9 protein-coding genes are annotated in these 13,355 nt (G+C 42.5%); 4 read left to right on the forward strand and 5 right to left on the reverse strand.

Going from position 1 to position 13,355, the window contains the following annotated elements; genetic code table 11:
• Nucleotides 1–45 precede the first annotated feature (45 nt).
• Both L1D21_RS07645 and L1D21_RS07650 read right to left on the reverse strand, forming a co-directional pair.
• Entirely contained in the window at nucleotides 46–981 is a 936-nt protein-coding gene (locus L1D21_RS07645; RefSeq protein ID WP_239844643.1) for a universal stress protein, read from the reverse strand.
• Between the two features lie 376 nt (nucleotides 982–1,357).
• Nucleotides 1,358–2,404, reverse strand: a complete 1,047-nt coding sequence (locus L1D21_RS07650) for an isoaspartyl peptidase/L-asparaginase (RefSeq protein WP_239844644.1) — start codon at nucleotides 2,402–2,404, stop codon at nucleotides 1,358–1,360.
• 130 nt (nucleotides 2,405–2,534) lie between these two features.
• Here L1D21_RS07650 and L1D21_RS07655 point away from each other — a divergent pair, with 130 nt between their 5' ends.
• Nucleotides 2,535–4,385 carry an autotransporter assembly complex family protein gene (locus L1D21_RS07655; RefSeq protein ID WP_239844645.1) on the forward strand — a complete coding sequence of 617 codons (1,851 nt, stop codon included), beginning with the start codon at nucleotides 2,535–2,537 and terminating at the stop codon, nucleotides 4,383–4,385.
• Nucleotides 4,382–8,266, forward strand: a complete 3,885-nt coding sequence (locus tag L1D21_RS07660; RefSeq protein WP_239844646.1) for a translocation/assembly module TamB domain-containing protein — start codon at nucleotides 4,382–4,384, stop codon at nucleotides 8,264–8,266. Before L1D21_RS07655 ends, L1D21_RS07660 begins: the two co-directional genes overlap by 4 nt.
• Before the next feature lie 93 nt (nucleotides 8,267–8,359).
• Here L1D21_RS07660 and fadR read toward each other — a convergent pair whose 3' ends face one another.
• Nucleotides 8,360–9,115 carry a fatty acid metabolism transcriptional regulator FadR gene (gene fadR, locus L1D21_RS07665; protein WP_239844647.1) on the reverse strand — a complete coding sequence of 252 codons (756 nt, stop codon included), beginning with the start codon at nucleotides 9,113–9,115 and terminating at the stop codon, nucleotides 8,360–8,362.
• A 297-nt stretch (nucleotides 9,116–9,412) separates the two neighbouring features.
• Here fadR and nhaB point away from each other — a divergent pair, with 297 nt between their 5' ends.
• Nucleotides 9,413–11,008, forward strand: a complete 1,596-nt coding sequence (gene nhaB, locus L1D21_RS07670) for a sodium/proton antiporter NhaB (protein ID WP_239844648.1) — start codon at nucleotides 9,413–9,415, stop codon at nucleotides 11,006–11,008.
• A 101-nt stretch (nucleotides 11,009–11,109) separates the two neighbouring features.
• Nucleotides 11,110–11,628 (forward strand): disulfide bond formation protein DsbB, encoded by a 519-nt coding sequence (gene dsbB, locus L1D21_RS07675; protein WP_239844649.1) that lies wholly within the window; start codon nucleotides 11,110–11,112, stop codon nucleotides 11,626–11,628.
• Between the two features lie 247 nt (nucleotides 11,629–11,875).
• Here dsbB and L1D21_RS07680 read toward each other — a convergent pair whose 3' ends face one another.
• A complete protein-coding gene (locus tag L1D21_RS07680) occupies nucleotides 11,876–12,316 on the reverse strand; it encodes a YcgN family cysteine cluster protein (RefSeq protein ID WP_239844650.1) in 441 nt (146 codons plus the stop codon).
• A 41-nt stretch (nucleotides 12,317–12,357) separates the two neighbouring features.
• On the reverse strand, nucleotides 12,358–13,347 hold the full coding sequence (locus L1D21_RS07685) for a lytic murein transglycosylase (protein WP_239844651.1): 990 nt from the start codon (nucleotides 13,345–13,347) through the stop codon (nucleotides 12,358–12,360).
• Between the last annotated feature and the right edge of the window lie 8 nt (nucleotides 13,348–13,355).

Here is a 13,355-nt window from a genome sequence, read left to right on the forward strand (position 1 = left end):
AAATGGCGCCTTAGTGCGCCTTTTTAATGGTTTTATATGGGGCTTTTAATTAAATGCTGAACTGGATTTTTTTACCACTAACAAATCACAATTAATACGATCGATAACCTGCTCTGCCACATTCCCGCATAAGTTAGACAACAGATTTGGTGTACCTTTATCCCCTAAGATCACTAATTCTGAGTCAACCCGTTTCGACAACGATTCGATCGCATCTTCGGGTAACTCTTTTGCCAAATGAAAATGTTCGTTAACGGTTTTCACATTGGACGGTAACAGGTGATACTGACTGGTGTATTTGGACATTTGCTCAAAATGATAACCTTCATTTGATTCAGGAGTCATGGCTTGGTGAAAGGAGATACTCGGAGTCTCACCAAAATAACAATCAACCAGATGACAATCACCTTTAAGCAACTGAGTAAAATGCGCCGTAGTTTGTAACACAGTCTCGTTGAGCTCTTTGTGCTCTATATCTTCTGTACAAGGTTCTATCAAGGAGATGATCCGTCCCCCTGGCTCCCATAGATGATCTTTAACTACAACTACGGGTCTGGTTGATTCTCTGATCAAGCGAATATCCAGCGCTTTTATTGTTAGCCAGTTCCATAACTTATGTCTTGAAGCGGCTATAAACACAGCATCGACTTTAAAATCATCACAAAACGTCAGTACATCGTCACAACTAGTACAGTTGATCGCCGCCTGTGAAATACTTAACCCAGACTGACAAGTTGACTTAATAAATTCATTTATACACTGACGCTTTTTTTCAATCGTTAGATGTTTAGTATTTGGTAATGATTCTGAATCACTCTGCTCGAACGTGTCTACAAGTCGGCTGACAAAGTTACCGTGCTGAAGCAACATAACTATGACCACCGCATTGGTTCTACTGGCCATGTACAATGCTCTAGATATTCCCTTAAGACTAAAATCATGTTCGTCGATGACGACTAACAATCTTTGATAGCTATCCATAACTTCAATCTCACATAGTGTAAGAACCTAATTGTAGTCAAGGAGAAGCCACAAAAAAATTGTCAAAGTCCCAGTTTCATTGGCTTTACAGGCAAATATATGAAAACAAGCATGATTGTTTAATAGAACCCTTTAGCCTAATACATTAGATTTTTTGTCCATTCTGCGCTAAAAAGCCGCGAGGCCACTCAAACTTCAAGCTAATAAGTTGAATGTATTGATGTTATATAAAATATCTATTTGAAGATAACACTAAGCTGAAATAGCGAGGTTTAGAGAAACTAACTTAGAATTGAAATAAGTATCTGCTAAAGACAAAAAGAGGCAAAAATCGCCTCTTTTTTACAATATACCGTCTGATTAATTAGTGTGTGGATTAATTATCCTGCCAGATCATCACCTGTGCTTGTTCGCCACTTTTGCGCGTCGCACGATACATGCCTTCGGTATTAAATGGTGTCGCAATATTACCGCGCTGATCGATGGCGATTACACCGCCTGTACCACCTGCGGTAATTAAACGCTGATTGATAACTTCGTCGGCAGCTTGAATGATCGACTTTTGCTGATACTTGACCCTAGCACAGATATCACCAGCAACGTGATAGCGAATAAAATACTCACCATGACCCGTCGCAGACACGGCGCAAACACCATTTTCGGCATAAGTCCCGGCGCCAATGACGGGCGAATCGCCAATGCGGCCAAAGCGTTTTGCAGTCATACCTCCGGTTGAAGTACCCGCGGCTAAATTGCCCTGTTTATCCAGCGCAACAGCACCCACAGTGCCAAACTTGTAATCTAGGTCGAGATAATCGAGAGCAGCTTGATGGTCAACTTTAGCTTCATTTTGTTCATCGAAGGCTTTTAATTTCTGTTTTGCATCCAGCAACTGCTGATAACGGCTGTTAGTATCGAAATGGGTCGTTGGTACTAAAGTAAAGTTTTGTGTTAACGCAAACTCTTCTGCACCACTACCGGATAACATCACATGGGCCGAGTTATCCATCACGCTACGGGCGAGATCAATCGGGTTTTTAATATGCTTTACCCCAGCAATAGCACCGGCATTCATGGTGTTACCATCCATGATTGAGGCGTCCATTTCATGGCTACCGTCATAAGTATAAACCGCCCCAAGTCCAGCATTAAACATCGGACTATCTTCCAAAATATGAATTGCCGCAGTGACCGCAGACAGACTATCCCCGCCTTTTTCTAATACTTTATAGCCCGCATCGACCGCTTGCTTGAGTTTTTCACGATAAGCCTTCTGCTGCTCAGGGGTTAATTTGGCTTTTGAAATGGTTCCGGCTCCGCCATGAATTGCGATGGCAAATGGCTCATTTTGTGCCCACACATTCCCCACTAAACTCAGTCCAATTAACGAGCCTAAATAGAGTTGTTTAATTTTTATACTCATCGGAATTCCTTATGAATTTTTTATTTATTTGTAGCCATATTAGCCATTAATTACAATCATATTCTTGCTTGCCTGAGAGAATCTGCGACAATAGCCGATAATAATATCTTCAAATAGATAGAGCCCATTTTTGTTGCGATTTTTTTTCATTTCACCTGTGGTCATTCGCCTGTTGCTTATCGCAGTTAGCTTAAGTGCTTTCTCTGCTTCGGCTAACAATTGGCTGGAGGTCAAAGTGACTGGAGCCGACGAAGCTCTAACTCGTAACATTACAGCCCATTTGGGCGAGTTACCTAAATCCAAGACCCAACGTAATGCCTTCATCTTCAACGCCGAAGATAACATTGAAGCGGCTCTGCACTCCTTGGGTTATTATCATGGCCAAATTAAGCAACAAGTACTCAGTCCTGAAGATGCACCTTGGCAATTAAACATTACAGTCAAAGCAGGCGAACCAACACGTATTCAATGGGTTGATATTCAGCTTCAAGGCGAGATCCAAAACGATAATGCCGTGAATCAGTGGCTCAATAATGTCGCCATGAAACCTGGTGACATTCTCAATCACGGTCAATATGAGGATGTGAAGTCGCAGTTACTCACATTAGCATTGGCGAGAGGTTATTTCGACGGGCGATATGTTACCAATAGTATCGTGGTGAACCGAGACTTAAATACTGCCAAAATTAATCTACATTATGAATCTGGTCATCGTTATCACCTGGGTGATGTCAACTTCAGCGGCCATACCTTACAGCCCGGTTTTTTGGACAAATTGGTTCCCTTCCAGCCTAATGCCAAATACAGTACTGCCCGGCTGGGTTCCCTAAATCAACAATTAGTCAATACTGGTTATTTTAGCAATATCAAAGTGATCCCTCAGCTGGATAAGACAGAGAACGAAACCGTTCCAGTTAAAGTGGAACTCACACCTAAATCTAGCCATTCCATCGAACTGGGTTTTGGTGCCGATGTGGGTAACTCTGATGATGGAGGCATTGAGCCAAGAGTTCGAGTCACTTGGCGTACTCCGCAGATTAATAGTTATGGTCACTCGCAGGAAACTCGGCTCGAGTGGTCCCCGGATCGACCTAAATTTTTAACCACTTACACCATTCCACTGACGCATCCCTTAGACGATCAGCTAAAAATTCGTTTAGGCTTGCTGCGGGATAAATATGGAGTAGATCAAGTCTACGATGCAGGGAAGCGCGATTATGTTAATACCGGCGAACTCGAATCTACTATTTATACCGTAGGCGTGGTCAGACAAAAACGGTTACAGAGCCGCTGGATATTAACTTACTCGATTGATGCTTTGGACGAGTCTTACACTCAGTCGGATATTGACTACGACCCACGCTTTTTAATTTTAGGTAGCAGTCTATCGTACACTCATCGTGGCGATACCACCCTTGACCCTAAGTCAGGCTATTTTCAATATTACAGCCTCGAATATGCCGACCCCAATACCGGCTCAGATGTCCGATTAACTCGCTTACAAGCGAAATTTAAATGGATAGATACTTTCTTTGATAGGCATAGGATCGTTGCTAGGCTCGACATAGGTGCCAATATTGTAGCTGATGAAGATATTGCCTACGTCCCTCCCTCATTACGTTATTTTGCCGGTGGCGATCAGAGTATTCGCGGTTATGCCTACAATGAACTCGGCCCTTATATCGATTATGTCAATGAAGATAATGAACTGGCACGAATGGTGGTCGGTGGGCGTTATATGTTGGTGGGCAGTCTTGAGTATCAATATTATTTGACTCCAAGCTGGCGTGTAGCAACCTTTGTCGATGCGGGTAATGCATTTGATATCGACCAAATTGAACCTATCGTCTCTGTGGGTGGTGGCATTCATTGGATCACACCCATAGGTCCCATTCGATTAGATGTCGGTGTGGGTCTTAAAGAAACCGAAACCGTCGATCGTTCGTGGCGCATCCATCTCACTATGGGGTCAGAGCTATGACCTCAGGTACCAATAAAACCAGTGAATTAAGGGAAACTGTGACAGCGAGTGCCCAGGCCACACCACCTCGCAGCATTTTCAGACGATGCTTAACTTGGCTTAAAAATACCCTGCGGGTGATATTGTATCTGCCCCTGCTGTTATTAGTGTTATTAGCTATTTTTATCGGTACTCCACTGGGCACTCGTATTGCCGTCAACTTAGCCGATGCCTTTGTGCCTAACCTTGAAGTCAGCTATCACTCGGGTACCCTAAACAGTGAGCTTAAACTCGATTATGCTAATTGGTCTATGGCTGGCATAAAAGTAGAGATTGACGATCTACAACTCGATTGGCGACCACTATGTTTGGTTCAAAAACAGTTGTGTGTTAATGGGCTGGAGACCTCAAAAGCCAATGTCGAAATTGATATCGCAGCAATTGAACAAGCCTTATCCGAATCCGCGACTGCAGAAAATCCAAATCAAGCACAAGATACAGCTCCTGAGCAGATTGAAATAGAGAATGGCGAACTGCAACTGCCCATAGGTATCAGCCTAACTCAAGCCGCACTACGAAATATTAATGTGCGTGTAGATGAGATGCACTTTGCGGCCAACAGTATTCATACGCAAGCGAGTTGGCTTTCAACCGGTCTACGAGTCAATCAATTATCAACACAAGGGGTAATAGTTAATATCCCTATCAATGACAATCCGTCATCAGCCGAGGATAAAAAAGATGATACCGGCTGGCTACTTGCGCAGATGCCACAAGTGGCCATCCCGATGCCAATTTTTATCGATGATGCCTTAATGTTCGACAGCCAAATCATACTCGGTAAACGCCAAGACAATATTGCCAAAGCCGTACTTCAAGGCAGCTATGTGGGTCATCGTATTAATCTCGATCAACTTCTGATCGAGCATGATTATGGTCAATTGCGACTCGATGGTCATATTAGCTTAAAAGATCACTATCCGATGGCACTAAACCTAGATCTGCTACTTGAGCAGGTTAAAGAGTTGCCACAATTAGAAAAACAACATATTGATGCCAAACTCAATGGCGATCTAACAGACCTTAAGCTTGATGCGCTCGGTAATGGACATATTAATTTTCAATTGGCCAGCCAAACTAATCTCACAGTGCCGACTGTGCCCTATTCATTACACCTTAATAGCGATCATATTATGTGGCCGCTGCAATCCCCTAGTTACGAAGCCAAACAGATAACTCTTGACTCGCAAGGCAGTCTTCTACAGCAAACGGCTTCATTTACTGGTGAAATACAAACGCCTTATCAACCACCGTTGCAAATCGATACGCAGCTTAGCCATGCAGAGCAACAAGTTGATATCAAACAACTTGATGTCAGTAGCTCCATGGGCAGCATTCAACTCAATGGGTTACTCGCCTATGGCGATGAGCTTCATTGGGATGTTTCACTCAACACCCAAGCATTGCAGCTGCAAAGATTAAATTTGGGCGATGATATCACCATCCCTAACACCTTGATCGAGGGACACTTACGGAGCCAAGGAAAGCTACAAGATAAACATTGGCTAGTTGGGATCAGTGAAGCTGATATCAAGGGCAACATTGATGATTACCCATTAGAGTTACAAGGAGATGTGAGTGCCAATGAGCAATATCACCTCAACGCCAATCATCTATTGTTAAAGGCACTACAGTCAGAGTTTTCGCTTTCTGGCAGTGTTGCCGATCTCTGGGCATTAGAGGGACACCTTTCGGTACCAGATTTAAGTCTTTGGCATCCTGATGCTGCTGGCGCTATCAATGTAAACGTTAATGTCACGGGTAGTAACGATAACCCAATGATCACCTTAGATGGTGATACCTCAGCCCTAGAGTTTACCGATATCAGTTTACTGCAAGCCAAACTCAAAGGTTTTTATCGCCCTTTAAGCCAACAACAGTTCGCCCTGTTTATTGACGCAGACGATATTCAGCGTAGAAACTTTTCTCTCGACACTGTAAACCTTCACCTCAAGGGCGATCAGGCACTTCAAGAACTCAGCCTACAAACTCAGGGGAGTGTTAACCTAGATATCATTGTCGACTCCCGCTTCGATATCGAAACCGAAAAATTAGATCTCGCGATCAGTAAATTCAATTTCGACTCAATGTTAGGATTGCTCCAATTGGATAAGCCGATCATTGTCGCTTGGGATAATAAGCAACAACAAGGCAGCTTAACCCCATTTTGTTGGCAACATCAACACGGAAATTTGTGTGTTAAAGATACTCTAGAATTGAGTGACACTGGTGATACCAGCGTGACCTTTGACGGTGATATAGGTGCCTTGCTGGCACCGCTACTACCGCAAGAAGTGACCTGGTACGGCCCCGCAACCTTAGATTCACACTTCAGTTGGGCAGAGCAGAAAAAGCCTCAGGCCAATGTTGAATTCAATATGACTCCCGGCAAAATTACGGTGCAATCCACTAAACGTAAAGTCGACACGGGTTATCATAGTGTCCAACTTTCGGCGACTTTAGATGAAAAGTTACTGCAAATAAAAGCGCTGTTTGAATCGGATAACCTAGCCAATATCAACAGTCACATAGAGATAGGCGTTACACCAGATAACCCCCTTTCTGGTGAGGTCAATATCAGCGATGTAAATTTAAATGCCTTAGCCCAATTAACCCCACAATTAGAAATTATCGAGGGAATGGTATCCAGCCACTTAAGCCTGTCTGGCAGCTTACAAAAACCACAAATTGTCGGTGAACTCACCCTTATAGAGGGACAATTACTGGCGACATCAAACCCAACCAAGTTAGATGACATCAATATGTCCGTTAGCTTGGGGGGCCAATATGCCGACATCAAGGGCAGTTGGAAGATGGGCGATGGTAAAGCCGACCTAAATGGCAATATGGACTGGAGAGGTGAAAAGCTAAAAGGCAAAATTAACCTTAATGGCGAAAAATTAGCTGTTATTCAACCTCCGATGGTGATTCTAGATGTCAGCCCATCTCTGGAAATATTGTTTAGCAGCAATAGTATCGATATTAAGGGCCAAGTGGATGTACCTTCTGGCCACATAAAAATTGTTCAGCTCCCAGAAGGGGGCATTGCCGAGTCTAATGATGTAATTTTCAGTGACAGCTTGAGTGATGACTCCCAAGTAAAACACCCCATAGCCATAACCAGTAAGATTAAAATCAATGTCGGCAATCAGCTGCTCATTGATGGCATGGGACTAAGAGGAAAATTACAAGGCACACTCGATTTACGCCAAGAGCCTTTTAACCCACCTCACCTTTATGGCGATGTTAAAGTAGTGGATGGTTCATATAAGTTTATGGGGCAAACACTCACGATCAAAACCGGAGAGGTGCAATTTATTGGCCCAATTGAAGTCCCTAACCTTAATATTGTTGCCGTTAGGGAGATCAAAGCTGAAGATGTCACCGCAGGCGTGAGAATAACTGGAACTCCGCTTAAGCCAATTGTCACCCTGTTTTCAACACCGACAATGGAACATGCAGAGATTTTGTCTTACATCATCAAAGGTACTGGGATTAACAGTAATAGCGGCGACCAAAACAGTTCACTCATGTTAGGAGCGGCGCTAACCTTAAGTAACCAATTAGGTAATGGCGAGATCAACAGTATCAGTAGTACGGCTACAGGCGTTATCGAAAAGTTGGGGATATCCAATGTTCAGCTTGATACAAACGATGAAGGAAAAGTGGCCATCAGCGGTTATGTTGGTGAAAACCTCATGGTCAAATATGGTGTTGGGGTATTTACTCCAGGTTATGAGATGACAGTACGCTACTACTTAATGTCACAACTCTATTTAGAAACTGTATCCAGCGCGGTCGAAAAATCGCTCGATATCTATTACAACTTTAATATCGATTAAACTTGTATCAGTAGAGCAGTCACCTAAGCTGATGTAATTTAAGCCACAAAAAAACCGCTCCTTAGAGCGGTTTTGCAGTAATAAAGCTAATCGCTAAGCGTGCTCAGCATTAGTCAGTAGATCATTTTTATGACGCTGCCACACCTTACCGCTGTTAATACCATAGCTACGCATCAAAACTGGCACGTCATTATGGTTATGGTTTTTAGCTAATGCTTCTAAAGCTTGATAAAAGTCTAATGCCAATTCACGGGCTTTTTCTATTGAGAAATATTCCTGCCCCACACGGCTATATAAACCTTTAAACCCATTTAAAATCAATACGTACAATGGATTACCCGAATGATAAGCCAAGGTGTGATGTAATTGGTAATCAAAGTCGATATAAGCTTTAGCATCATCTTCCAAGGTCGCTAATGGTGCTAACGCCTCAATCACTTTTTCGGGGTTGTAACGCACTGCACCTTTAAAGTAGATAGCGCTGATATTAGTGCGAGCCGATAATAGTTGCTCTAATAACACCGGCTCCCCAGCGGGGTTTAAGTCGGCGATGGTTTCTAACACATTCAGTCCAGAAGTTTCCCAGATATCATTTACGCGAGTCGGCTTACCATGTTGAATGGTTAGCCAGCCATCACGGGCTAAACGCTGTAACACTTCTCTTAATGTGGTACGAGTGACGCCAATCAACTCAGACAACTCACGTTCGGCGGGTAGAATAGAACCTGGAGGGAATTTGCCTTCCCAAATAGAACGTACAATGTACTTCTCGGCAAAGCTGGCAGGACCTTTCGCTTCAATAATATCTTTGTCTTTCGGCGTTACAGGTGCTTGGGGGACAGTCGTCATCAGGCCACTTTTCCAAATTAATTAGAGTTATATAGTAACTGATCATACCAGAGCAGGGAAAAATGGAAACCTAATCTGTGATATTACTGTTCAAGATGGATGACTCTGCTCTCAATTATGCCGAAAATGAGCTATCAATCATAACCCCGTGAGATACATATTGATTCAGTCGACAGTTTTAAGACGTTAGCTTAACAAAGGTATTAATTTATACATTCCATTAAGCTAAACTGAAGCCGACCTTAAAGATCGTTTTAACTTTCTAGTAAAAATTATTATACAAATTGAGAGGGTGCCATGCCTGTGACCATGAGTCAGGCGTTTATTGATAACTTCTTAGGAAATTCACCTAAGTGGTTCAAAATCGCAATATTATTGTTTCTAGTGATCAACCCCATTATTTTTTATATCAATCCATTCGTTGCTGGATGGTTGCTTGTTGTTGAATTTATCTTCACATTAGCAATGGCACTCAAATGCTACCCCCTCCAACCGGGCGGCTTACTTGCCATAGAAGCGGTCATCATAGGTATGACCTCACCTAGTCAGGTACTACATGAGATAGAGGCCAATCTTGAAGTGTTATTGCTGTTGATCTTTATGGTCGCAGGGATCTACTTCATGAAGCAGCTGCTGCTGTTTGTATTTACTAAAATGATCACTAAGATCCGCTCAAAAATCGTGGTCTCTTTGATGTTCTGTATTGCATCGGCCTTCCTATCAGCTTTCCTTGATGCCTTAACTGTTATCGCAGTTATCATTGCAGTCGCTGTAGGCTTTTACTCTATTTATCATAAGGTTGCATCAGGTAAAACCTTTTCAGATGATCATGATCACACCTCAGATCATCATGGTGAAGGCCACTCATTATGCCAAGATGAATTAGAAGCCTTTCGTGGATTCTTACGAAACCTGTTAATGCATGCCGGTATTGGTACTGCACTGGGTGGCGTATGTACTATGGTGGGTGAGCCACAAAACCTCATCATTGCGGCTCAGGCTAACTGGCAATTTGGAGAGTTCGCTATCCGCATGAGTCCAGTAACTGTACCTGTATTTTTTGCCGGTATTGCCACCTGTTTTCTTGTCGAGAAGTTTGCTATTTTCGGTTACGGTCAACAGCTTCCCGACGCGGTACATAAAATCTTAGTCGACTATTCGACCCATGAAGATGCACACCGCACCAATCACGACAAAATTAAATTAGTTATTCAAGCCTTTGTCGGTGTTTGGTTAATCGCAGGTTTAGCTTTACACCTTGCCTCCGTGGGACTAATTGGGTTATCGGTAATCATCTTTACCACCGCATTTAATGGCGTGACCAACGAACACCAATTGGGTAAAGCATTTGAAGAGGCATTGCCATTCACTGCGTTACTGGCAGTATTCTTTGCGGTAGTGGCAGTGATTATCGACCAACAACTGTTTGCCCCAGTTATTCACTGGGCATTAAGTTATCAGGGGAATACTCAATTAGTGATCTTCTACATCGCTAACGGCCTGCTGTCTATGGTCAGTGATAATGTGTTTGTGGGTACTGTTTATATCAATGAGGTTAAAGCTGCCCTATTGGATGGCCAAATCACCCGCGATCAATTCGACTTACTTGCAGTGGCGATTAACACTGGGACTAACTTACCATCGGTTGCAACACCTAACGGTCAAGCAGCCTTCCTGTTCTTATTGACCTCAGCCATTGCTCCGCTAATTCGTCTCTCTTATGGACGTATGGTATGGATGGCACTGCCCTACACTATTGTGTTGTCAATTGTCGGTGTATTGGCGATTGAAACAGGATATCTATCCGATATGACACAATATTTTTATGACTCACATCTGTTAATTCATCATTCTGCCGCAGAAGCAGCTAAAGGTGTTATTGGCGCTCATTAATTTGTTGATTGACTGAACTAAGCTAGTTTCGTAAAGTCTTAAAAACGCCTCTCGTGAACAGAGGCGTTTTTTATTGGATGGCTATTAAATAGGAGTAATTTGTGAGCCTGCTAACCTCATTTGCACAATCGCGTAAAGCATGGATCGTTTTATTTATAAGTGCCTTAGGCCTCGAACTAAGCGCACTATTCTTTCAATATGTGATGAAACTCGATCCTTGTGTTATGTGTATTTATATACGTGTTGCCGTATTGGGCATCATGCTCGCAGGCCTCGTCGGAATAATAGGTTGTCAATATCGCTTAGTTCGACTCATAGGAGTTACCGTATGGGCAGTGAGCGCAGGTTGGGGATTCAAATTGGCTCAAGAATTAGTAGAGATTCAAACTAATTCAAACCCGTTTTCGACTTGCTCGTTTTTACCAGAGTTTCCAAGTTGGATGCCTTTACATGAATGGCTACCGTCTATATTTATGCCTACGGGAATGTGTACCGATACTCCTTGGCAAGCCCTTGGCATTACCATGGCACAATGGATGATCGTTGGCTTTAGTGTTTATCTCATTGCCCTAGTGATTTTCATTGTCCCAGCATTAAAGGCAAACCATAAAGCTAAATAGAAGTATCATACAAATCGCAGTAATTTATTGATCATTTTTGCTAGTTAAAATCGCCGATAACCGTGTTGTAAATTTTGTAATTAGAATAACTAGTGACTGTAATTTACGCCTTGTTTTCAACAATTTTTACTGCGTCCTTTTCTGTTACAAACGGGCTGATCACTAATTTACTTTGAGTGGTATCAAAGATAGAAACAATCTAGTGCCATCAAATCAAAGCCATAAAAAACGCCCTTTCGGGCGTTTTTTATTCGCAATCTTTTAACGGCCACATGACAATATGATCCTCAAGGTATTTCACCTTAGTTTCATTAATCACTTTTTGGCGGATAGAGATACCAAGATCGTGCATCGCTTGCTTACTGCCGGTGAGTAATGGATGCCAACTGGGCAAATCACGACCGAGATATAAACGGCGATAGGCACAACTATCGGGAAGCCAAGTTAATTCGGCAATATTGTGTATAGTGACTTTGGTGCAGCTAGGCACAAAGTTAAAACGCTGTTGATAATGAACACATTGGCAATCTTGGTCGTCGAGCAATTTACACGCTACGTTGGTGTAATAAAGTTCATCGGTATCGTCATCGATTATCTTATTAAGACAACATTTACCACAGCCATCACAAAGCTGTTCCCACTCATGGGCAGTTAACTGAGCTAAGCTCTTCTCTTTCCAAAACGCCATTCGATTCTATCTACAACTTAATAAACAGAGGCCATTTTACACTAATTAATTGCTGGATACTTGATGCGTTCCGACAGATAGGTCAAAGAAAGGGCATAATAGGGAGAGTCGTTCCACTTTACGAGGGTTCGATAGTTGTCATACACCAAATATTTTCGACCAAGAATGCCATCAGGCATAATCAAAGAAGCTTTCATGTCACTTCGGTTTGGTAAGTCATTACCATTAAAACGTCTTACTCCAAGCGATTGCCACTGGTCAAAACTCTTCTTGATCGCTAATCCACTCGAGGCAACATCGATGTTTTTAGGTACTTGGACTTGGCGACCCCACGTCACTTGATCGTTCCAACCCGACTGCTTTAAAAAATTGGCCGTTGATGCAAAAGCATCTGAGAGGTTATGCCAGATATCAATCTGGCCATCGCCATCACCATCAATGGCATACTTGTCATATTCTCCCACCGAGAAATGAGGATAGCCAATTTTCCCCGACCAATTACTCTTTAAATCATCAAAATTGAGTTTACGCTTTTCAAAAACTTTAACTGCCGCAATAAACTCCTCGCGCGAGTGAGTTTGATCATCACGATAGGCATTTGATGCCATCACTGTCAGTAATGGATAATCACCAACATCTTTACCCAATGAAGAAGCTAAGCCCCACAGGGCGATAACAAAACGCGGTTGCACACCATATTGCTTACCTAGTTTCTCGAACTTAATCGAATGTTCAGCATACAGATCTCGTGATTGATTAACTAAGGTTTCAGGGACCAGGCTGGGATAATAATCTTCTAAGGTCTGCGGCGGTGATTGGTCTTGTTGACTAACCAAAGCTTTCTTAAAAAGCTTGATGTTAAGAAATAAACTGTCGGTAGTATCTTGAGAAATCCCTTCTCTTTGTGCTTGTTCTTTTAAGCTATCAAGGTATTGTGAAAAACTGATGTCGCTTGAGTTTGCTTGGGCTAAATGGACAGATAAAAGGCCACTTAATAGTAAATTACCAAGCAAAGCTTTCTTAAAAAACATACACTTTC

The organism is Shewanella sp. Isolate11 (assembly GCF_022398315.1).
Classification (GTDB): Bacteria; Pseudomonadota; Gammaproteobacteria; order Enterobacterales; family Shewanellaceae; genus Shewanella.

Coding starts and splice junctions, on each gene's coding strand:
- L1D21_RS07650 (WP_239844644.1), bottom strand. CDS start 2,404: ATGAGTATAAAAATTAAACAACTCTATTTAGGCTCGTTAATTGGACTG.
- L1D21_RS07680 (WP_239844650.1), bottom strand. CDS start 12,316: ATGGCGTTTTGGAAAGAGAAGAGCTTAGCTCAGTTAACTGCCCATGAG.
- L1D21_RS07645 (WP_239844643.1), bottom strand. CDS start 981: ATGGATAGCTATCAAAGATTGTTAGTCGTCATCGACGAACATGATTTT.
- L1D21_RS07685 (WP_239844651.1), bottom strand. CDS start 13,347: ATGTTTTTTAAGAAAGCTTTGCTTGGTAATTTACTATTAAGTGGCCTT.
- nhaB (WP_239844648.1), top strand. CDS start 9,413: ATGCCTGTGACCATGAGTCAGGCGTTTATTGATAACTTCTTAGGAAAT.
- fadR (WP_239844647.1), bottom strand. CDS start 9,115: ATGACGACTGTCCCCCAAGCACCTGTAACGCCGAAAGACAAAGATATT.
- L1D21_RS07660 (WP_239844646.1), top strand. CDS start 4,382: ATGACCTCAGGTACCAATAAAACCAGTGAATTAAGGGAAACTGTGACA.